This window comes from Liquorilactobacillus mali KCTC 3596 = DSM 20444 (assembly GCF_000260415.1).
In the GTDB taxonomy this organism is placed as follows: Bacteria; Bacillota; Bacilli; order Lactobacillales; family Lactobacillaceae; genus Liquorilactobacillus; species Liquorilactobacillus mali.
This window is the reverse complement of the sequence record NZ_BACP01000002.1, coordinates 63563-86214: the sequence shown is the minus strand read 5'-3', so window position 1 is coordinate 86214 and position 22652 is coordinate 63563. Positions and strand designations below refer to the sequence as shown.

Annotated in this window: 20 protein-coding genes; 1 reads left to right on the top strand and 19 read right to left on the bottom strand. The window is 37.4% G+C overall.

Annotation, left to right across the window (positions count from 1 at the left end; all coding sequences use genetic code 11):
* Positions 1 to 246: 246 nt before the first annotated feature.
* On the top strand, positions 247 to 840 hold the full coding sequence (clpP, locus tag GSM_RS00515) for an ATP-dependent Clp endopeptidase proteolytic subunit ClpP (protein ID WP_003688769.1): 594 nt from the start codon (positions 247 to 249) through the stop codon (positions 838 to 840).
* A gap of 153 nt (positions 841 to 993) precedes the next feature.
* Here the strand turns inward: clpP and whiA are convergent, their stop codons facing one another.
* The 19 genes from whiA to GSM_RS00420 all read right to left on the bottom strand — a co-directional run bounded on the left by whiA (position 994) and on the right by GSM_RS00420 (position 22651).
* Positions 994 to 1938, bottom strand: coding sequence for a DNA-binding protein WhiA (whiA, locus tag GSM_RS00510; protein WP_003688770.1), 945 nt, complete (start codon positions 1936 to 1938; stop codon positions 994 to 996).
* Positions 1939 to 1961: 23 nt separating this feature from the next.
* Positions 1962 to 2981: a gluconeogenesis morphogenetic factor MgfK gene (mgfK, locus tag GSM_RS00505; protein WP_003688771.1), complete on the bottom strand. Its 1020-nt coding sequence runs from the start codon at positions 2979 to 2981 to the stop codon at positions 1962 to 1964.
* On the bottom strand, positions 2978 to 3862 hold the full coding sequence (gene rapZ, locus GSM_RS00500) for an RNase adapter RapZ (RefSeq protein ID WP_003688772.1): 885 nt from the start codon (positions 3860 to 3862) through the stop codon (positions 2978 to 2980). The genes mgfK and rapZ overlap by 4 nt, the downstream gene beginning before the upstream one ends.
* Positions 3863 to 4028: 166 nt before the next feature.
* The gene (locus tag GSM_RS00495) at positions 4029 to 4499 is read right to left on the bottom strand and encodes an S-ribosylhomocysteine lyase (protein ID WP_003688776.1); all 471 of its coding nucleotides are present in this window, start codon (positions 4497 to 4499) and stop codon (positions 4029 to 4031) included.
* A 67-nt stretch (positions 4500 to 4566) separates the two neighbouring features.
* Positions 4567 to 7401, bottom strand: a complete 2835-nt coding sequence (gene uvrA / locus GSM_RS00490; protein WP_003688777.1) for an excinuclease ABC subunit UvrA — start codon at positions 7399 to 7401, stop codon at positions 4567 to 4569.
* A 16-nt stretch (positions 7402 to 7417) separates the two neighbouring features.
* Complete coding sequence (gene uvrB / locus GSM_RS00485) at positions 7418 to 9421, bottom strand: excinuclease ABC subunit UvrB (protein WP_003688779.1); 2004 nt, start codon at positions 9419 to 9421, stop codon at positions 7418 to 7420.
* 106 nt (positions 9422 to 9527) lie between these two features.
* Complete coding sequence (locus GSM_RS00480) at positions 9528 to 10970, bottom strand: nicotinate phosphoribosyltransferase (protein WP_029327323.1); 1443 nt, start codon at positions 10968 to 10970, stop codon at positions 9528 to 9530.
* 221 nt (positions 10971 to 11191) lie between these two features.
* Entirely contained in the window at positions 11192 to 11707 is a 516-nt protein-coding gene (locus tag GSM_RS00475) for a transcription repressor NadR (protein WP_235720321.1), read from the bottom strand.
* Between the two features lie 191 nt (positions 11708 to 11898).
* Positions 11899 to 13626, bottom strand: a complete 1728-nt coding sequence (locus GSM_RS00470; protein ID WP_010077673.1) for a phospho-sugar mutase — start codon at positions 13624 to 13626, stop codon at positions 11899 to 11901.
* Positions 13627 to 13834: 208 nt separating this feature from the next.
* Positions 13835 to 14764 (bottom strand): thioredoxin-disulfide reductase, encoded by a 930-nt coding sequence (gene trxB, locus GSM_RS00465; RefSeq protein WP_003688799.1) that lies wholly within the window; start codon positions 14762 to 14764, stop codon positions 13835 to 13837.
* A 65-nt stretch (positions 14765 to 14829) separates the two neighbouring features.
* Positions 14830 to 15852, bottom strand: coding sequence for an NAD(P)H-dependent glycerol-3-phosphate dehydrogenase (locus GSM_RS00460; protein WP_003688800.1), 1023 nt, complete (start codon positions 15850 to 15852; stop codon positions 14830 to 14832).
* A gap of 11 nt (positions 15853 to 15863) precedes the next feature.
* On the bottom strand, positions 15864 to 16697 hold the full coding sequence (gene lgt, locus GSM_RS00455) for a prolipoprotein diacylglyceryl transferase (protein ID WP_003688802.1): 834 nt from the start codon (positions 16695 to 16697) through the stop codon (positions 15864 to 15866).
* Positions 16698 to 16719: 22 nt separating this feature from the next.
* A complete protein-coding gene (gene hprK, locus GSM_RS00450) occupies positions 16720 to 17655 on the bottom strand; it encodes an HPr(Ser) kinase/phosphatase (protein WP_003688803.1) in 936 nt (311 codons plus the stop codon).
* A 47-nt stretch (positions 17656 to 17702) separates the two neighbouring features.
* Positions 17703 to 18047, bottom strand: a complete 345-nt coding sequence (locus GSM_RS00445; protein WP_010077672.1) for a phage holin family protein — start codon at positions 18045 to 18047, stop codon at positions 17703 to 17705.
* A gap of 24 nt (positions 18048 to 18071) precedes the next feature.
* On the bottom strand, positions 18072 to 18377 hold the full coding sequence (locus tag GSM_RS00440; RefSeq protein ID WP_003688812.1) for a PspC domain-containing protein: 306 nt from the start codon (positions 18375 to 18377) through the stop codon (positions 18072 to 18074).
* A gap of 114 nt (positions 18378 to 18491) precedes the next feature.
* Complete coding sequence (gene phoU / locus GSM_RS00435; RefSeq protein ID WP_003688814.1) at positions 18492 to 19163, bottom strand: phosphate signaling complex protein PhoU; 672 nt, start codon at positions 19161 to 19163, stop codon at positions 18492 to 18494.
* A gap of 184 nt (positions 19164 to 19347) precedes the next feature.
* Entirely contained in the window at positions 19348 to 20766 is a 1419-nt protein-coding gene (gene pnpS / locus GSM_RS00430) for a two-component system histidine kinase PnpS (protein ID WP_152134733.1), read from the bottom strand.
* Positions 20753 to 21484: a response regulator transcription factor gene (locus tag GSM_RS00425; protein WP_003688819.1), complete on the bottom strand. Its 732-nt coding sequence runs from the start codon at positions 21482 to 21484 to the stop codon at positions 20753 to 20755. Before GSM_RS00425 ends, pnpS begins: the two co-directional genes overlap by 14 nt.
* Before the next feature lie 18 nt (positions 21485 to 21502).
* On the bottom strand, positions 21503 to 22651 hold the full coding sequence (locus GSM_RS00420; protein ID WP_003688820.1) for a PDZ domain-containing protein: 1149 nt from the start codon (positions 22649 to 22651) through the stop codon (positions 21503 to 21505).
* Position 22652 lies beyond the last annotated feature (1 nt).

Genomic DNA, 22652 nt, shown 5'->3' with positions numbered 1-22652 from the left:
CTGTGACATGACTCTTTTTTTACCCTATCAATTATTTGATTCTGAATCAAATTTCATCTTTTACTTTCTTATGAAACTGTTCTTTTTTGCTGCTTAATAGTTTATTATTATTGAAAAATAATGTTAGTTGTTTAAATATCTGTCTTTCTATTTGACCTTTTTTGACCATTAGGTTAAACTAGCAATACAAACGTTTGAGTGCTACACTTAAAATGTTAAATTATAGTTTGAGGGGGTCGTCGTTCAATGAATTTAGTACCTACTGTTATTGAACAATCAGCACAAGGCGAACGTGCATATGATATTTATTCAAGACTTTTAAAAGATCGCATTGTCATGCTTTCTGGAGAAGTTAATGATGATATGGCCAATGCCATCATTGCACAATTGCTATTCTTGGATGCACAAGATTCAGAAAAAGATATTTACATTTATATTAACTCACCAGGTGGTAGCGTATCTGCTGGGTTGGCAATCTACGATACGATGAACTTCGTTAAAGCAGATGTTCAAACTATCGTTATGGGCATGGCTGCTTCTATGGCAAGTGTCCTTTCGACTGCTGGAACAAAGGGCAAACGTTTTGCATTGCCTAACTCAGAAATTATGATTCACCAGCCACTTGGTGGAGCGCAAGGTCAGGCAACCGATATTAATATTGCTGCTGAACATATCTTGAAGACTCGGAAATTAATCAACAAGATTTTAGCAGATGGTTCTGGTCAAGATATTAAGACGATTAATCGTGACACTGAACGTGATAACTTTATGACTGCTCAACAAGCTGTTGATTATGGTTTGATTGACGGAATCATGGAAAACAAAAAGAATCTCAAATAGTAAAAAATAGGACTGGGTCGAAATTTAACTTTTGACTTAGCCCTATTTTTTATCATTCATGTGCTACTTTGACTATGTCGTTTATAGTTTTGTTAAACTACAAAAACCCTTGTAGTTAACATTCAAAATCTATAGACCAACATTATATTTTTGCTAATTTAATATTTCATTACCATTCCTTAATCGATCAGCTATTTCATTTATTTTCCGTAATCGATGATTAACCCCTGATTTAGAAATTGGACCGTTCTCAACTAAATCACCCAATTCTTTTAAACTGACTTCTGGATGTGCTAGTCTTGCACGGGCGATATCTTGAATTTTAGGCGGCAACTTGTTAATCCCATAATTAGTATCAATAAATTCAATGTTCTCAATTTGATGTTTTGCTGCATCAGCAACTTTATTCATATTGGCATTCTCACAATTAACAATTCGATTGACAGAATTACGCATATCACGCACAATTCTAATGTCCTCAAACTTGAGCATTGCACTCGTAGCACCAATTAGTGATAAGAAATCGGCAATTTTCTCCGCTTCTTTCAAGTAAGTGATATAGCCGCTGCGTCTTTCGGTTTTTCGTGCATTTAATCCATAACGATTCATTAAATCGCAAATCACATCATTTTGTTCTTCATATAGTGAATAAACCTCCAAATGATAGCGACTTGTTTCTGGGTTATTAACCGAACCTGCTGCTAAAAAAGCACCTCTTAAGTATGACCTAACTTTTGCATCGTCTTCTAAAAAATCAAGGGGGACACCCGTTTTCAACTGAAAGCCGTCAAGTATATCAAGATCTCTCAATACTTGTTCGCTACCCGTTTTCAAACGAACAATATATAAATTATTTTTCTTTAGCTTCATTTTTCTTCTTACTAATAATTCACTTTCAACATCATAAAACTTTTTCAGAAGCTGGTATATTCGACGCGCAATAGCTGGGTTCTCAGTTTGAACATTTAATACAAAATGATGGTCTACGAGACTTAGAGAGCCATTCATTCGAATTAACGCCATTAATTCAGCCTTTGCATTTCCAAAGTGAACCTCAAGTGTGGTTAGTTCCTTCTTTACATCACTAGCATAAGACACGCAACCACCCCCTTCTATACTTTCTAATTCAACTCGCTATCCATCCAAGACAACGGACGACTCGTTAAACCAAGCAATTCATCAACGACCTGACTGCCATTATGGAAGACACCATGATTCCTGAGTTCCAAAAAGTTATTGGAAACTACTCTGCACCCTAAATCTCGCAATCCATTAAAATCATGCTTGACCTGATATAGGTATTCATCATATCTTTGTTGATCCATATAATCATTTGGTACAGGCTCTGTATTGACAAGAACCGTATCAATAAAATTCATTCCTAAATGTCGATGTAAAACGCGCACATGATCTGCATCTGTAAAATGCTCCGTTTCACCTTTTTGTGTCATAATATTGCAGATATAAATTACCTCTGCATTTGTTTTGCACACAGCCTTACCAACATTTGAAATCATTAGATTTGGCAAAATACTGGTAAATAGGCTACCTGGTCCCAAAACAATTTGATCTGCATCCATTATAGCGTCGATTACTTCAGGAACCGCTTCTGGGAGCTCATCATTTGATCTAGAAACCCAAACTTTATCAATTGTTTTTCCTGCGGCTGAGATTTCCGATTCTCCAGATATTATCGAACCGTCTTTAAACCTTGCATTAAGAACTAAAGGATAATTTGATGCAGGATAAACATGTCCTTCTACCTTCATCAAACTTGTGAGTTCTTGGACAGCATTAAAAATCCCACTATCATTCATTTCTGATAACGCAGCAATTATCAAGTTACCAATTGCGTGTCCTGAAAAAAATTGATCCTTAGAATCAAACCTATACTGAAAAATATTCTTATAGATTTCGGGTAGATCAGACAAGGCTACTAAAACATTACGTATATCGCCAGGAGGAACTACATTAATATAATCCCTAATAATACCAGATGATCCACCATCATCAGCCACCGTTACAACTGCAGTGATATCTGCATTTTTTCTTCTTAAAGCTTTTAAAATTACTGGAAGACCAGTTCCACCACCAATAACAACAATACTTGGACGCTGTTTTCTTAATAAGTGTTTCGTCATGAGCGATTGACTGTCTCCTTCCGCCGTGCAATATCGCGATGTGAGATTCTCACAGGATAGCTTTTCTCCAACTCTTCTCCAATTCTTTTTGATAAAGCTACTGAGCGATGTTGCCCACCTGTACATCCAATTGCAACTGTCAAACTTGTTTTTCCTTCATCTTTGTAACCAGGAATGATTGTATGAAGCAACGTAATAAATTGCGTATAAAATACTTCCGTTTTATCTGAACTCATTACATAATCGTAGACATCTTTATCAAGCCCTGTCTTTTTCTTTAAAGCATCAATGTAATATGGATTTGGTAGGAATCTCACATCCATAACAATATCTGCATCTATGGGTACGCCATATTTAAATCCGAATGACATAATTTCGATATGAAAAGCTGTTTCCGAACTAGTTTCAAAATTATGGAAGATTTCTTCACGCAGTTGTCTAGGTGTAAGCTTACTAGTATCTACCACAAGTTGAGCCTTCATCCGCATATCTCGTAGAAGATCTCTTTCAAGATTGATTCCATCCATCAATCTACCTTCCATAGCAAGTGGATGAGAACGTCTCGTTTCCTTATACCGTGCAACCAACTCTTCGTCAGACGCATCCAAAAAAAGAATCTTTGTGTCTATGGCATTGTCACTGCCCAAGTTTCTTAATAACTCAATTATCTCATCATAAAATGCTCGTGATCTTAAATCAATCACAAGTGCAACTTTATTAATTTTACCTGATTCACGAACTAACTCCCAGAACTTAGGTAATAAAGAGGGAGGCATATTATCGATACAAAAGTATCCTAAATCTTCAAAACTTTGTACCGCTACAGTCTTACCGGCACCGCTCATCCCAGTTATTACAACAAGTTTTAATGGCTCTTTCATTCATCCAAACCTCCATTAATTAACCTTTCGCCATTATAACATACCGGGTATGTCATAGCGACTTTTTATCAATTCTACTTGCTTGCTAAACATTCATCTTAAAAAAACAGACAGCAACAAATTCAACAATCTGTTACCGTCTGCTTTTCAACTTTATATTCTTAAACTAAACCACCTTGCGCTCAAAAGCATCTGATGAAATACCTTCAGCAAGAATTTTCTTACACCATTCTTTAGCAGAAAAAAGTGAATGGTCACGATAGTTGCCACAACTAGTGATATCAGTACCTTGAACATCATCCCAAGTAGAGTCAACAATCTGTGCAAGTGAGCCCTTCAACGCTCTTGCAACATCTGCTGTGTCTTGTTCACCCCAAACAATAAGATGAAAACCTGTCCGGCATCCAAATGGGGAACAATCAATCACACCATCCATACGATCGCGCAAATATCCTGCTAACATATGCTCTATTGTATGCAATCCTGCAGTTGGAATAGCATTTTCATTTGGTTGTACCAAGCGCAAGTCATAATTTGAAATCTTATCACCTTTCTTGCCTTCTTCAACTGTAATTAAGCGCACGTAAGGTGCCTTAACAGCTGTATGATCTAGCGTAAAGCTTTCAACTTTTGCCATCATTAAACACTCCAATCTAATTATGATTACACTTTAACTCTAGCATTTTGTTAGTAAAAATCAATACCTATTGGTCGTTGTATCTGTTTAATACCATTTTAAGATATTTACCTGTGTAACTTGCAGGATTCTCTGCGAGTTTCTCAGGTGTACCGGTACCAATAATTGTACCACCGCCTTCGCCGCCTTCAGGTCCAAGATCTATTAGGTAATCCGCTGTTTTTATAACATCCAAATTATGCTCAATTACTAGAACAGTATTTCCTGAATTTACCAGGCGTACTAAGACACGCAACAAGTTCTTAATATCATCGGTATGTAAACCAGTAGTCGGTTCGTCCAAAATATAGAATGTCTTGCCATCCGACTTACGATGCAGCTCCGATGCAAGCTTCATCCTCTGCGCCTCGCCTCCGGATAAAGTCGTCGCTGGTTGTCCTAATTTAACATAACCCAGTCCAACATCAACAATTGTCTGTAATTTTCTTTTGATTTTGGGGATCGCACTAAAGAACTCAAGAGCTTCTTCAACCGTCATATCCAATACTTGTGCAATATTTTTGCCCTTATATTCGACCTCAAGCGTTTCAGAATTATAGCGTGCTCCATGACAAACCTCGCATGGAACGTACACATCAGGCAAGAAATTCATTTCAATTTTGATGATTCCATCACCCTTGCAAGCCTCGCAGCGTCCACCCTTGACATTAAAACTAAATCGTCCCTTGCTGTAGCCGTGAACTTTAGCAGCATTTGTTTGTGCAAACAAACCACGAACATCATCAAAGACACTTGTATAAGTAGCAGGATTACTACGCGGCGTTCTGCCAATTGGGCTTTGATCAATATTGATAACTTTTTCGAGAGCCTCTGTCCCAATAATTTCGTTATATTTACCTGGTTTTTCAGAGTTGTTATTTAGTTTCTGCGCCAAAGCTCTTTTTAAAATCATGTTAACTAGTGTTGACTTACCAGAACCAGATACACCTGTAACAGCGATAAAAGTACCTAATGGAAAATCAACGTCAATATTTTTTAAATTATTTTCACTAGCACCCTTTATCGTAATCTTTTTCCCGTTGCCTACACGCCTTTGCTTCGGCACCGGAATATGTTTTTTACCTGACAAATACTGGCCGGTCAATGATTTAGCAGATCTAGCAACCTGCTTTGGTGTGCCTGCTGCCATCACTTGTCCACCATTGCTGCCCGCACCTGGACCAATATCAATCAGATAATCTGCAGCCCTCATTGTGTCTTCATCATGCTCAACAACTATTAGTGTGTTCCCTAAATCTCTCATTTTCTTCAACGAATCAATTAAGCGGTCATTATCTCTTTGATGCAAACCGATTGAAGGTTCATCAAGAATATACAAAACACCTGATAAATTTGAACCAATCTGCGTCGCCAACCTGATTCGCTGAGCCTCACCACCAGAAAGCGTACGAGCCGAGCGACTAAGCGTCAAATATGCAAGACCCACGTTGATCAAGAAAGTTAGGCGGTCCTTAATTTCTTTTAAAATTGGCTTAGCAATTGCGCTATCTTGCTCACTAAATTCTAAATTTTTGAAAAAGTCTAGTGCTGCTCCAATGTTGTATTCAGACACTTGTCCGATATGTTTCCCATTGATCTGTACAGCAAGTGCCTTTCGATTTAAACGATATCCTTGACAAGCCTGACAAGTCAAACTTGTCATATATTTACGCATCACATCTCTCGTAAAATCACTATTTGTTTCGTGATAACGGCGATCGATATTCGGAATGACACCTTCAAACTTAGCATCAACATCCCTAACTCCTCCAAAATCATTTTCATAATGAAAATGAAAAGTTTTCTCACCTGCTCCATATAATACAGTTTCTTGATCCTTTTTAGGAAGCTTGTTAAATGGTACATCCATCTCAATGTTAAATGCCTGACACATTTGTTCCAGCATCATTGGATAATATTGTGAACTTATCGGGTTCCAGGGCTCAATTGCACCTTCTCTAAGTGTTTTTGAACTATCTGGAATTACTAAATCAAGATCTACCTCAAGTTTCACTCCCAGGCCATCACATTCTGGACAAGCACCAAAAGGAGCATTAAATGAAAACAATCTTGGCTCTAATTCTCCAATAGTAAAGCCACAGTAAGGACACGCAAAGTTTTCGGAGAACTGCAGTAGCTTACTGTCACCAATGTCAGCACTGGCATAACCATCTGACAAGCGCAGCGCTGCCTCGAAAGAATCGAATAGTCGCGACCTAATTCCATCCTTAACAATTACACGATCTACAACCACTTCGATAGTGTGTTTTTTGTTCTTGTCAAGTTCGATCTTATCACCGATATCCAAGATCTCCCCATCAACACGAACCCTTACGAAACCATCACGCTTAATCTTCTCAAATATTTTTTTATGCTGTCCCTTTTTTTCACGAATGATCGGTGACAAAATCTGTACTTTTGTTCTTTCAGGCAGTGATAATATCTTATCTACCATTTGCTCTGGGGATTGACTTGTAATCTCATGACCATCATTTGGGCAATACGGTGTCCCGACACGTGCCCACAAAAGACGCAGATAATCGTTAATTTCTGTTACAGTTCCTACCGTTGAACGAGGATTCTTTGAAGTTGTTTTTTGATCAATTGAAATTGCAGGTGATAAACCATCAATTGAATCAACATCTGGTTTATCCATTTGCCCCAAAAACTGACGAGCGTAGGCAGACAGACTCTCAACGTATCGTCTTTGTCCCTCAGCATATAATGTATCAAATGCAAGTGAACTTTTCCCTGAACCAGATAATCCTGTAATAACAACCAGCTTGTCCTTAGGAATTGTCACATCAATATTCTTCAGATTGTGGGCTCTCGCACCGTGAATAACAATCTTATTTTGTGCCAAAGTATTATCCCCTTTTCTATTTTATGCGAGCCTTTAATTCAATAATGGTATCTCTCAATGTCGCAGCTTGTTCAAAATCAAGCTGCTTAGCTGCGGATCTCATCTGTTCTTCTAATTTAGCCAGCATCTCTTTTTGGTCTTCTTTTTCCATATCATAAAATTCAAGTTCTGTAAATGATTGCTTCTTCTTACCGCCTTCTGCAGGCTTGGTAATTGAAATCAAATCGCGAACCTTTTTCTTGATAGTCTTTGGAGTAATATGATGTTCTTCATTATACTTCTCCTGAATGGTACGTCTTCTTTGGGTTTTATCAATTGCTGCCTGCATTGAATCCGTAATTTTATCAGCATACATGATAACTCGTCCGTTCTCGTTTCGTGCAGCACGTCCAATTGTCTGAACTAATGAGCGTTCACTTCTTAGAAAGCCTTCTTTATCGGCATCCAGTATTGCAACCAAAGAAACTTCAGGAACATCGATACCCTCTCGCAATAGATTGATACCTACCAAAACATCAAAGACACCCAACCGTAGATCCCTGACAATTTTTGTACGCTCTAAGGTTTTTATATCTGAATGCAGATATTTTCCCTTAATCTGTAGTTCTTTAAGATAATCCGATAAATCTTCTGCCATCTTTTTAGTCAAGGTAGTTACAAAAACTCTTTCATTCCGTTCTACCCGCTTGTTAATTTCACCGACCAAATCATCCATCTGTCCCATAATCGGTCTAACTTCAATTATTGGATCCAATAACCCTGTTGGCCTAATGATTTGCTGTACAATTTTATTTGTCTGCTCTTGCTCGTAGGGTCCTGGTGTAGCCGACATGTAAACAATCTGATTCACATGTTTTTCAAATTCTTGCAGTGTCAATGGTCGATTATCAATAGCACTTGGTAATCTAAAGCCGTAATCAACCAACATCTGCTTGCGCGCACGATCACCATTGTACATTCCTCGTACCTGTGGCATTGTCACGTGTGACTCATCTACCACCATTAAAAAGTCCTTTGGGAAAAAGTCCAACAATGTGTATGGCGGTTCACCAGGTTTTCGCCCATCCATGTGCCGTGAATAATTCTCAATGCCAGAACAATATCCCATCTCACGCAGCATTTCAATATCGTATGTTGTTCTTTGCTCCAGGCGCTGCGCTTCTAATAATTTATTTTGATCTTTTAATTCGGCCAGACGAGCCTTTAATTCTTCTTGAATTCCATCAATAGCCTTCTCCATAATATCTTCATTTGTCATAAAATGGGTAGCAGGAAAAATCGATACATGTTCTCTTTCTGCGACAATTTCTCCTGTAAGTGCATCAACTTCACGAATGCGATCAATCTCATCTCCAAAAAACTCGATACGCAGTGCTCGTTCATCGCGTGAAGCAGGAAAAATCTCGACAATATCACCGTGTACCCGGAATCTTCCACGTTGAAAATCGATATCATTTCGCTCAAATTGTATATCAATTAATTGTCGCAATAATGCATCTCGTTCTAGTTCTTGTCCTACCCGCAATGACAATGTGTGCTTTTGGTATTCGTTAGGGTCACCTAATCCAAAGATAGAAGAGACAGAAGCAACAACAATTACATCATTTCGTTCTAGCAAAGAACTGGTTGCCGAATGCCGTAATTTATCAATTTCGTCATTAATACTTGAGTCCTTTTCAATATAAGTATCGCTTGAAGGTACATATGCTTCAGGTTGATAATAATCATAGTAACTGACAAAGTATTCAACTGCATTGTTTGGAAAGAATTCCTTAAATTCACTATACAATTGTCCAGCTAATGTTTTATTATGAGCCAAAACAAGGGTAGGTTTATTAACGTTTTTTATTACATTTGAGATCGTAAATGTCTTACCTGTTCCTGTTGCTCCCAAAAGGATCTGAGCCTTTTCTCCTGCCAAAATTCCAGAAGTGAGTTCTTCAATTGCTTTAGGCTGATCGCCCGTAGGCTTATACGCAGAAACTAGTTCAAATTGATGATTGTCTTGTCGTTCAATCATTCATCCTACCCCCTAATTAATAAATGAAAAAGGCGTAGATAGTGGTTTTTATTGTCCACCATCACGCCTATTCATTCTAACATATCGAACATACTTTCGTACACTTTTAAGAATTCATTTCTGAATATTTCTCTATCATATCTGTTCTCATTATTTTCAGTGCTTTCGTCCAAAAAACATTATATAAATCCGGGTTTTTCAAACGTAAGCAAGCTTCTGGCAAAGATTCGGTCATTGCTTTTGAAAAATCTTTAACTTCATTCGTAGTAGGTTCGCGATAAACCAACTTACCTTTATCGAAAATCTGTGTCATCAATGGATCTAACCTAAAGTTATTGATTTTCCTCTTTTGTTGCGTTTTATTTGGATCAGAATTGTACACGCTACCTTCATTTAACCTAATTTCATCGAATAATCCTAACAAATCTCCAACGGCTTTGCCATTATTATTATATAAGCGATACAGCCTTTTAAATCCGGGAATCGTTGTCTTCTCAATCGTATTGCTCAACTTGATTTTTGGTGTGATTTTGCCATCAACTTGCGTAGCAACAAGCTTATAGACACCGCTTAATACTGGATCAGACGACGCTGTTATTAATTTCTCACCAACACCAAAGCTATCAATTGCGGCCCCTTCCTCTAAGACATTCTGAATAACATCCTCATCCAAGGCATTTGAAACCGTGATTGTTGCGTTCTCAAAACCAGCTTCATCCAACATTTTTCTGGCCGCTTTCGTCAAGAACGTGATATCACCTGAATCAATTCTAATTCCAATGTGCTCTGTAACTCCTCTAGCCTTCAATTTGTTAAAAATCTCAATTGCATGTGGTACCCCTGAATTTAGCACATCATAAGTATCCACCAGTAGCAGACAATTATTTGGATAGATCCGATACCATGCCTCAAAAGCCGCTTGTTCAGATTTAAAAGACTGAATCCAGCTATGTGCCATAGTTCCTAGCGGTGTCAAACCAAAAAGCTTCGCACTTAATACATTTGCAGTACCAATACAACCACCAATCACGGCTGCTCGAGCTCCAAATGTTGCAGCGTCAGCCCCCTGAGCGCGACGGGACCCGAATTCCATTACTGGTCTTCCCTTAGCAACCATACATATCCGTCTAGCCTTAGTAGCAATTAGTGACTCATGGTTAATGATGTTTAACAACATTGTTTCTAATAATTGTGTTTGAATAAGCGGACCTCTCACTATTATTAGTGGTTCATTTGGAAAAACAGGTGTTCCTTCTTTAACAGACCATACATCACACTCGAATTCAAATGTACGTAAATATTCCAAAAATTCCGGTGCAAAAATCCCTAGTGTTTGTAAATACTCTATGTCTGAATCCGTGAATTTCAACTCTTTTAAATATTTGATGACCTGCGCCAGACCAGCATAGATAACAAGTCCACCTTTATCCGGTACTTTTCTGAAATACAAGTCAAAATAACCTATCTTGCTTGGCTCCTCTTTAAAAAAGCCATTGGCCATTGTTAGTTCATACAAATCCATTAACAAGGTCAAGTTTCGCTGTTCCATTATTTTTCTCCCAACTTGACAAGACGGAATTAAGTCAAAATTTCCATTTAGCTTTGAACCAGACATAGCAATAAACCCGCTATGCTTATAATTTCAAATCAATGCTTAACTTTTATCGACCTATGTTGTGGTCTCGTCTTATTATAATTTACATCTGTCTGCTCTTTGAAAGCCAGTATCTAGAAAATAACCCTTTTCCGATAAGATGTCAAGACACCCGGCTAACCAAGATAAATTAATCCTAATTCTGATAATTTCTTTTTAATTTCAAGAAACTCTGCTTCTCCGTTACAGGCTATATTGTGTAAATGGATGCCCTGGGTCAGACTAGAAAGTAACAGGTGATTGCCCTTTTCAGCTCGGCTCATAAAATCATTGATGTCATGCAATGTTGAAATTCCAAGTGTTCCGACTAATTGTCCATACAGGCTATGATCAACAATAACATCTTCAATCTCTCCACCCATGTTGACAATTGTTTCTAGTTCCAAACGGGTTTCTTCAATTGTATGCTGGCAAGCTATCAAACCATGGTAGCGCGATTCTTTTTTCTGATATTTATATCCATTAACAGTAGAAATAATTGGCTCGCCCTTTGCTCTAAGTAAAGCAATGTCACCCACAATTGTTTGACGTGAAACCCCATACTTTGCAGCTAGGACTGTCGCACTTATTAAATCAGAATTCAATACATCGTCTCTTATACTAACGCGTCTTCGTACATTACTATTCTTCAATCTCATCACCTGTTTTTTTGTCTAGAAAAACAAAAGACTGTGACAAAATAAAGATTTTGCAGCAGCCTCATGCTTACACCTTACACATGAATGTTTTTTACTCATTAACTGATTGAACCTAATTAAACTGGATTCAGTCTTGCCTTCAATTTGTTTTTTTTGATACCTGCTTAAGTTTTGAAAACAGCTAATTATTTCTCTATAAAACTCCTGATATCATCCTCAAAGGCTTGACGCTTTTGCAGTGACTTTTCCTGTGTGCTGTCTTGTGTGCCAATATAAAACTTAATCTTTGGCTCTGTTCCTGAGGGTCTCACAGCAATCCATGATCCGTCTTCTAGCAAATATTTTAGAACATTTGATTTAGGTAGCTCAATAATTGAGACATCGCCAGAAGCTGTCGTCTTTTTCGAATTAGCAAAATCTTCCATGGTGGCAACTTTAATCCCAGCAAAATCCTTTGGTGCGGCTTCCCTAAATTTGGTCATTAAATTCTTAATTTGCTCTGCACCTTCAACACCATCAAATGTTAATGCAACTGTTTTTTCAGCGAAATAACCAAATTTAGTAAATAGTTCTTGCAGTCCATCATAAAGATTCTTTCCCTTACTCTTATAATAGGCAGCAACTTCGGCTAGCATTACGAGCGACTGAATAGCATCTTTGTCTCTCACAAATGGACGAATCAAATAACCATAGCTTTCTTCAAAGCCGAACATGAAACTGTGCTTATTAGTTTTTTCAAAAAGTTTAATCTGCTCTGCAATAAACTTGAATCCCGTTAAAACGTTAATCATCTCAACGTTATAACTCTTGGCAATCGCCGTAGCAAATTCACTTGAAACAATAGATTTAACTACAGCTGCGTTTGCAGGCAATGTTCCCGCATTTTTCCGTGCTGTTAAAATATAATCAAGCATAATTGCCGCTATTTGATTACCTGTCAGTAATTGATACTCACCTGATGGCTGACGTACAGCCGCTCCTAATCGATCTGCATCTGGATCAACAGCAATCAAAAGATCCGCATCTTCTTCTTTGCCATGCTTAATAGCCAAGTCAAATGCAGCCGCGTCTTCAGGATTGGGTTTTTTGACTGTTGAAAAATCTGGATCTGGCGTTGCCTGTTCAGAAACCATTGTAAAGTTCGTAAATCCTGCACCTTTTAATGCTTTTTCACCTAGTATTGCACCCGTTCCGTGTAGCGGAGAAAAAATTAATTTAAGTGTTTTCCCTTCTTTTTTAACTAACTCAGAATTAATAGTAACTTTTTTAACTTCTGCTAAATAAGCATTGTCAACTTCAGCACCAATAATTTTCATTAAACCGTTTTCAATAATTTCAGATTCATCGGCAACTTTTATAGCAAACAAATCTTGTGCCTGTCTCACAAATTCAGTGATCATATCAGATTCCTTTGGCGGCATCTGTCCACCATCTTCACCATAAATCTTATACCCATTGTATTCCTTAGGATTATGGCTAGCCGTAATCATAATTCCAGCGTAAGTATTTAAATGACGCACTGTAAAGGACAATTCTGGAGTTGGACGAAGGCTTTCAAAAACAAAGCTAGCAATTCCATGTGCACCTAAAACACGTGCGGCCTCATGTGCAAAATCTTCTGAATGGTGACGAGAATCAAAACTTATTGCAACTCCTCGCTTTTTAGTTGCTTCATCAAGTGTATCCATCAACAAAGCAAGTCCTTCTGTAGCTTGACGAACAGTATAAATATTCATTCTGTTTATCCCTGCTCCAATTACTCCACGCATTCCTGCAGTACCAAATTCGAGAGGTGCATAAAAAGCATCTTCAAGTAATTCGGCATTATCCTTATTTTCCTTTAACTCTTGTTCTAATTCCTTGTCTAACTCAGGATAGTTAATCCATGTTTGATAAGTTTCTTTCCAACTCACAAAATCACTCCCATTGTTTTTCTAAAATTAGTATACTATACTAACAGCTTTTTTACGCATGAAACAGCAAAAATCTTCAATTATTTTTCCTGTTTCTTAACAAATACCACTAACTATCCCCTTAAATTCAACTCAAATACAAAAAAGCTGCGATTTATTATCCATCACAACTTTTCCTATAATTATTAACTTAACAATCTTTTAACTTCTAATCTTTCAATGTCTCCAAATAATTATATGCCCCTTGTCCAGCAATTCCACCATCACCAACTGCTGTCGCAATCTGACGTAATTCCTTTTTTCTCACATCACCAATTGCGAATATTCCTGGAATTTTTGTTTGCATCTTTTCATCAGTGACAATCCAGCCTTGCTCGTCTGTTACACTAAGGCTTTCAAAAGGTTCTGTCATTGGAACTAAACCGACATAGATAAAGACCCCATCAGTAGGAACAACGGATTCATCACCAGTTTTCTTATTCAATGTCTTAACCCCTGTGACCTTCTTACCATCACCTTCAATGCTTGTTAGCACAGTATCCCAAGTAAACTGGATTTTAGGATTCTCAAATGCACGATCCTGCAAGATTTTCTGTGCACGTAGTTCATCACGACGGTGGACTACATTAACCTCTTTAACCAATTTAGAAAGATATGAACTTTCTTCAATTGCAGAGTCACCACCACCTACTACCACAACATCACGATCGCGGAAAAAGGCGCCATCACAAACCGCACAATAGGAGACTCCACGGCCACTGTATTCCTGTTCTCCTGTAACACCCAATTTTTTATATTGAGAACCTGTTGCTATTATTAGCGCATAAGTTTCAAATGTGTCACTATCAGTCTTAATTGTTTTCAATCCGTCGTCAGCAACGGTTACTTCTTCAACATTACCATAGGCATATTCAGCATTAAATTGTGTTGAACTTTCATACATTTCTTTTGCCAAATCTGGTCCCAAAATCGACTTGAATCCTGGGTAATTTTCAACCTCCGCTGTATTATTCATTTGCCCACCATATATTCCACGATCGAGCATTAGTACTGACAAGTTAGCCCTAGAAGCGTATAGTGCTGCAGTCATTCCACCAGGACCTGCACCAATCACAACCACATCATATTTTTTAGTCAATTTTTTACCTTCTCCCACTTTAAATCATATATATATATTATAGCTTACTTTTAATAAGCATTCCACTAAAATGTTTCCTCTTCAGATTTTCCTTCACGTGTCATCAAATCTTCTATCGCAGTCTTTATCTCTTCTCCTTGATAAACAACTTGATAAATAGCTTCAGTAATCGGCATCTCAATTTTACGGCTTTTTGCCAATTCATACGCTGCCTTAACCGTCGTCAATCCTTCAATGACCATTCCCATGTTATTGACAACGTCTTCGACCTTTGCACCCTTACCTAACTGATTGCCAGCACGCCAATTTCTTGAATGAACGCTTGTACAAGTAACAATTAGGTCTCCTACACCCGACAATCCGATAAACGTTAATGGATCAGCACCTAATGCAATTCCCAAACGCGCTATTTCAGCCAATCCTCTAGTCATCAAAGCAGCTTTAGCATCATCACCATAACCTAAACCATTCAAAGCTCCCGCTCCTAGTGCAATAATATTCTTAAATGCCGCACCGAGTTCAACTCCAATAATGTCACTATTTGTGTATACACGGAAGTAGCTATTCATAAATATTTTTTGAACACTTTTTGCCGCCTGTAAGTCAGATGATGCAGCAGTAATCAATGTTAGATCATGGCATGCCACTTCTTCAGCATGGCTAGGACCAGACAACGCCACAATTCCAGCAGCATATTCTTGTGATATTTCTTCTGAAATAATTTCAGAAATACGCTTATGTGTTTCTAATTCTAATCCCTTGCTAGCATGAACAATAACCGGATGAAGATCCAACTTTTCAATTAATAATCCAACTTTATGAGACATTTCTCTCATAGCCTTGGTTGGAACTGCCAGTAAGACCAACTCTGATTCCTTTAAAACTTCTTCCAAGTTGTTAGATGCAACTAGCTTCTCAGACAGCTTAACATCTGAAAGATATGCCTTATTAGTATGCTCCAGATTAAGTTCATCGACTTGTTCTTGTCTTCTTGACCAAATTTTTACTTTTTCCCCGTTCATAACTAAAATATTTGCAAGAACACTGCCCCAAGAACCTGCTCCAATGACTGCAACCTTTTTACACAAAAAAACCACTCCTATTTATGATAAGTTTCATCTGTACCGTCCAAATACCATGGATTCAACGGTCTCCAATAACGACGCGTTGCCAACCAAATTATGGCACCTAAGAACAATACAACTGATAACCACTGTGAAACTCTCAACGGTCCCAGCATAAGACTGTCTGTACGCATTCCCTCAATAAAGAATCTTCCAAAAGAATACCAGATAACATAGGCAAAGAAAACCTCTCCGCGCTTAAACAAATGCTCTTGATGTCTCAGCAACATCAAAAGTACAAAACCCGTCAAATCCCAAACCGATTCATATAAAAAAGTTGGTTGATAATATGTTCCCGCTATGTTCATCTGTTTGATTATAAAATCCGGTAAATGTAATTCACGTAAGAAAGACAGGGTTGTTGCTCGGCCGTGTGCTTCCTGATTCATAAAGTTGCCCCAGCGACCTATTCCTTGCGCCATAATCACAGTAGGTGCAGCTACATCGAGCATCAGCCATGATGAAATATTTCTTTTTTTGCATAAAATGACTAAAACTATTACAGCACCAATCAAACCACCATATATTGCTATTCCGCCATCCCAGATACGATAAATTTGGCTTAGGTTTTGTGAATAATAGCCCCACTCAAAAACCACATAATAAATTCGTGCACAAATTATTGCTACTGGAAGCCCCCAGAGAATTAGATCATAAATATCATCTTCAACGATTCCTCTTTTTTTGCCCTCTCTCACAGAAAGATAAGTAGCAATCACCACTGCACTAGCAATAATAATTCCATACCACCTGACCTCAATTGAACCTAAAGAAAAGGCAACCGGATTTAACGCACCCAAAATTGGCATAAATAAAAAAACACATCCTTACTTAATCTGAATTCTCTTGAATCAGACTATTCAAATTTTTCTCAAACAGCTTTGTAGCATCATAACCCATCGTCTTTGCACGATAGTTCATCGCTGCTGCCTCAATGATAATCGCCAAATTACGACCGATTTTTACCGGTATTGAGATTTTAGGAATATCTACGTCAAAGACTCTTAACTTCTGTTCACCCGTTCCTAACCGGTCGAATTGCTTATCAGGACCCCAATTTTCTAAATGAACAATCAGTGAGATATCAGTCTCAGTCCTAACAGCACCCGCTCCAAAAAGATTCATGACATCAATAATACCAATGCCGCGAATTTCCAGTAAATGTCTAAGAATCTTGGGAGCCTCACCAATAATTGTTTGCTCATCTTTTTGATAAACATCTACTCGATCATCAGCAATCAGTCGATGACCTCTTTTAATTAAATCCAAAGCTGTTTCGGACTTACCAACACCAGAATCACCCGTAATTAAAACACCCAAACCATAAATATCGACTAAGACACCATGCAGCGACTTTCTTTCTGCCAACTGTGTCTCTAAAAAATCCGTAACTTTGGAAGATAGGCGAGTGGTTGGTAGTTTCGAACGTAAAACAGGTATACCGTGTGTCTTGGCTGCTTCATCCAATTCCTCCGGTACAGGCAGATAACGGGAAATCACAAAGCAAGGTGTAACATCTTCTACACACATCCGCTCCATAATTTTCCTACGTTTTTGCTTATCCATCTTCCTGGCAAATGAAACTTCTGTCATCCCAAAAAGTTGAATTCGTTCTGCTGGATAGTAATCAAAGTAACCTGTCAATTCAAGACCAGGTCTTGATATATCACTTGTAGTTATCATTTTTGTACTTAAATATTTACCACCTGAAAATACCTTCATTCCTGTTGCTCTAACCAAGCTCTCAACACTTACCATATCACTCACTTAAAAAGCCCCTCCCAAATTTAATTCTTCTAATCAAAAAGCTTTCTCTAACGCCTGAAATAGTTCGTTATTACAATATTTACCAAACTAAGAATCAAAGCTAACAAAAAGGCAGCACCGAAATTCGCAAAGGCAAATGAACTGCCAACTAAATAAGAAGTCAACTCAAGCATGAAACCATTAATAACAAAGTAAAATAGCCCCAGAGTCATAAAAGTAATAGGCAATGAAAAAAGCAGTAATATTGGTTTTACAAACATATTAAGCAGACCCAATATAACCGCGGCAAGAAGCGATATCCAAATGCTAGATACATGAAATGCTTGTGGGAAAAAACCAGCCGCTGAAATAAATATTATTGCATTAACCAAGGCTCTGCGCCAAAAAGACATTTATAATTCCTCCATAATTTTAATTTAACGAATATCCTTTTCATGAACATCTTTAAGAATCTTCCGTGAACTTTTTCTTTTTTCATGTGTATAATCTTGATTTTTCTTTTTAAATAACATAGAAAAAAAGCTACTTTCCTCAGATGGAATTAGGACAATACACATTACATAAATACTTATAACCAAAAATGTAATGTGCGGTATTACTGCCAAAATAATAAAAATTCCCCTGATAATCCACGGATTAATACCAAAATAATCAGCTATACCACCACATACTCCAGAAATAATCCGATTATTTGATCGTCTCATTTTTTTATCAGATTTCATAGTTGCTTTTCCTCCCAACAAATAAATATATCCTTAATCAGAATTTTACAGTGTCACAGAGTGTTTAGCAAATTATGTAAAAAAGGAGCCACTAAATTTAATAAAAAATAAATTTTAATATTTTCTAGTGTTTGGATTCAACTCAACAATTTCTCCTTTTTTGAGAAAAACAATCCATTCGCAAACATTAGTTACGTAATCACCAATGCGCTCCAAGTAAGCAGCAACCGAGGAATAGTATGAACCACTGATAACCGATTCCGAATCCTCCTGCATTATCGTAACACATCTCTTCCTGATTTTCCTAAGCTCTTCATCCAAAAACAAATCGTCCTTTGCGATTTTTAGAGCCCTTTCTTCATTTTTCTTCATATAGGCATCAAGCACACTCTGAAACATTTGGCATACATATTTACCCATCTTCGCAATTTCAATTTCAATTTCGGCAATCCTTTGACTGCCCTTCATATTCACGGTAGCATGACTGATGCTTACCGCATGATCTCCAATCCTCTCAATGTCAGAACTTGCTTTCAAAATAGTAATGACATCTCTTAAATCTTCAGTTACAGGCTGATACAGTGCAATTAGCTCAAGGGTCATCTTCTCTAAATCATTCTCACAATTGTTTATCACGGGATCCTTTTCAATTACAGACTCTGCAAGAATCTTATCATGATTCATGAAAGCCTTAGTTGCGCGAAGTATCGCCTCATTGACCATCATGCCTAGTTCCGCAAACCTAACGTGTAACTTGTTTAACTCATCATTAAATGTTTTACGCACACTACCACCTCCTCTTTCTAATAATCTTTATCGGAGAAAATATTCTAACTATTTATTAGGTTAGATTCTATACTTTTATCAAATCATTCGCAATCCTTATCAATAATTCATACTACAAAAAAAGACTGTAGCACAAAACAACTTTTTGTGACAGTCTCTGGAATGATGCTAGACTGAACCCGAATTATAAGGATTCCTTTTGTGACTTTTGTATGTCTTGCTCCATTGGAAATTTTATTATGAATTTGGATCCCACACCAACTTGACTCTCTAATATAATTTCACCGTTCATCGCTGCGACATACTCCTTAACGACAGATAATCCCAGTCCAGTTCCTCCACTATCACGCGAACGCGAAGTATCAATTCTATAAAACCGCTCAAAAATCCGTTCTTGTTTATCTTGTGGAATTCCATAACCATTATCTCGGATACTGATATTCCAACTCGTTTCATCAACTGAACCATCAATCCAAATTTTTCCTTGGAAATTATTATACTTGATGGCATTCTGAATTAAATTATCAATAACATGTCTCAATTTATTTTGATCCATATTAACTACGTAGTCTTCAGATATCTCAAGAAAAACTTTGATTTTCTTTTTTTCCAACTGCGGTTTGAACGTCTTCAAAAGCTCAGTTATATAGATTCTCAGATTGATTTCTTTCAAATTCAATTCTGGACTTGCATCAATCCTCGATAAGGATAAAATATCCTCAACTAAATCTGTCAATTTCAGACTTTCCTTATGAATAATCGCCAAAAACTCTGGCAAGGCCTTCTTATCATTCATTGCACCTTGTAGCAAGGTTTCACTAAAACCAGTTATCGCTGTAATCGGTGTTTTCAACTCATGGCTGACATTTCCGACAAAGTCCAGCTGCATTCTTTCAATTTCTTTTAGCTCTGTAATATCATACAATAATACCATTACTAGCAACCGATGCTTGCTGACTGGAACATAAACAACGTGAGCATCAACGACCTTATTGGTTAAATCAAGCCGAATTTCACTGTGTTGATCTTCTTGCGAAGAAAATGCTGCTTCAATCAAACGGCTCAAATCGTACGTTCTGATTTCATTAATATAAATTTGCCCCTGCAAATTCATCTCACGACCCATCAGATCGCTCATAGCATGATTGCTCAAATAGATTTTTCTATCCTGATCAAGGATCATTACACCGATTGTCAGGTACTCAATCAATGAAAAGTACCCTCTCTGCTGAATCGTAAAATTCTTGGTAAAATCATGTTGCTTATTCTCAAGCCTGTTAATTGTTCGAGAAATTCCATATAGCGGATCACTCGGCTCAAGTAAGATATGCCCAGGTTTCTTTCCTTCGGTAATATCATTTAACTTCTGTGAAAGCAGATCCAGCTCACGCTTGTTATATCTATATCTGATATATCTATAACCTACCTCCGCTCCAGCCAATAAAACTGCAGAAATAACAATCAAAATACCTTCACTGGCCCCTAAAATTTCCTTTAAACTTGTGCCATTTTCAGTCGTAAGAATCGAAAGCAGTATATATATAACTGAAATTATTATAATAAAATCAATAATAAAAGCTCTAATTATCTTAATTGCTTTCACCTTCAAATCGGTAACCAAATCCCCTGACAGTTTCTATATAACTTGGATTTTTAGGGTCTTGCTCAATTTTTTCCCGCAAGTGACTTACATGCATATCTACCATTCTAGTTTGTCCAACATAGTCAAATCCCCAGACACCATTTAGCAATTTATCACGGCTTAATACACGATGCTTTCTTTTAATAAAGTATGCAAGTAATTCAAATTCCTTAGGTGTCAACTTAACCTTTTTACCATTTTTTGTAACAGAATAGTTTACTAAGTCGACCGAAAAATCAGGGAAACGATAAACTTCTTCTGTTTCTGTTTCATTTTCCGTAATATCTTTTGCACTAAGGCTATCAGCAGGCATCTCCTCTGTTCTCCTAGCAATCGCCTTTATTCGTGCAATCACCTCTCGTGGTGAAAATGGCTTAGTCAGATAGTCATCAGCACCTAGTTCAAGTCCAATGACCTTATCATATTCTTCACCCTTTGCTGTCAAAATCATAATTGGTGTTTTTACTTTTTCTTGCCTTAACCTTTTAGTAATTTCCAATCCGTCCATCCTTGGCAGCATTAAATCCAATAATATAAAATCAAATTTAAAATTACGGCCCTTATCAAAACCAGTCTGGCCGTCAAGTGCAGTATCAACCTCATACCCAGCCTGTTCCAGATTGTATTTCAATAATGTTACTATAGACATTTCGTCATCAACTACAAGTATTTTTTTCACTGCATTTCCTCCAAAGAATTAATGAAACAATATTACGCCTATTTCGTGTGGTGAATTTGCAAAAATTGCGCTCTCTGCTAACTTCAGCTGCCCTTCATATGTTCTAACTTTTAATTTACAGTATGCTGAATTTCTTTGCAATGCTTCGTAAAACTCTGACTCCGTTGTAACAGAAACTCCATTGCACATGATTATTACATCCCCGATTTCCAGGTTCATCTTTGCAGCAGGTGTTTCAGGTTGAATTGCGACAACCCTGATTCCATCATGCGTTTCAGCATACCACTTGCCCTTTCTCTTCATCTTTGCATACCTTTGTACAAAGCGCAAGATAACCAATAAAAGTAATACAGCAAATACAAAGATTCCAGTGATTGGGATCAAAAATCCTAGGATGGTTCCAACTATAGCAATGGTCAGCTCCTGTTGTGTATTAACTTTTGCATTTTTTAACTCTGACTCAACCGTATTTCGCCAAAGTCTTAATGTCCAAGAAACCCATAGTGGTAAAACAAATAACGCAAATGATTGTCCGCCAAAGCTAAAAACCGGCCAAAAGGAAATGAGACTGTGTATATAATTGCCCGGTACAAGAACAATCAGTGGCAAAACCGTTTGGTCCTTCAAAGAATACCTGATTAATCTCCTGCCCCTTTTTCCATTATATATTTTAGGTTGAAAAGAGTCCTGATGGTAGCCCCTTAACATTAATAATTTCGCCAAATAAAAAATTGCTAAGATAGAAAAAACAATGCCCGGCTTGACATCAAAAAAAGGTTTCAGACTCGTAGGAACAATTAATTTATCACTAAACAGTTGTAAACTAACTATTCCTATGCTGCTTCCAGTAAAGATCAATAAAAAAGCAGTGTTCAAATCTATGTATAGGGACAAAACAATGCCAACAAATGTGATTCCCATATAAACAAAAATCCACTGTTTTGTCAGCTCTAATCCTAATAAAGTGGTAATAACTGAGCTTAAAAATCCTAGTTTGAGTGCATTTTTTATATAATAGCGTCCCTCAAAAAAATCATTATTTATTGCTGTCCTAAAGTGTTTTCTCTCATGTTTTATTCTTCTCAAATAACTCAAAAAAATTACGAGCAGGCCGCACAAAACAACCGGATTTAAAATAAGCAGCGCTAAAAAAGCCATAAGCCCCATC

Bases quoted from the DNA above. Each gene is read 5' to 3' on its own strand.
- clpP (WP_003688769.1), top strand. From the start codon at position 247: ATGAATTTAGTACCTACTGTTATTGAACAATCAGCACAAGGCGAACGT.
- mgfK (WP_003688771.1), bottom strand. From the start codon at position 2,981: ATGACGAAACACTTATTAAGAAAACAGCGTCCAAGTATTGTTGTTATT.
- rapZ (WP_003688772.1), bottom strand. From the start codon at position 3,862: ATGAAAGAGCCATTAAAACTTGTTGTAATAACTGGGATGAGCGGTGCC.
- GSM_RS00495 (WP_003688776.1), bottom strand. From the start codon at position 4,499: ATGGCAAAAGTTGAAAGCTTTACGCTAGATCATACAGCTGTTAAGGCA.
- uvrB (WP_003688779.1), bottom strand. From the start codon at position 9,421: ATGATTGAACGACAAGACAATCATCAATTTGAACTAGTTTCTGCGTAT.
- GSM_RS00480 (WP_029327323.1), bottom strand. From the start codon at position 10,970: ATGGAACAGCGAAACTTGACCTTGTTAATGGATTTGTATGAACTAACA.
- lgt (WP_003688802.1), bottom strand. From the start codon at position 16,697: ATGCCAATTTTGGGTGCGTTAAATCCGGTTGCCTTTTCTTTAGGTTCA.
- GSM_RS00445 (WP_010077672.1), bottom strand. From the start codon at position 18,047: ATGTCTTTTTGGCGCAGAGCCTTGGTTAATGCAATAATATTTATTTCA.
- GSM_RS00440 (WP_003688812.1), bottom strand. From the start codon at position 18,377: ATGAAATCTGATAAAAAAATGAGACGATCAAATAATCGGATTATTTCT.
- GSM_RS00420 (WP_003688820.1), bottom strand. From the start codon at position 22,651: ATGGGGCTTATGGCTTTTTTAGCGCTGCTTATTTTAAATCCGGTTGTT.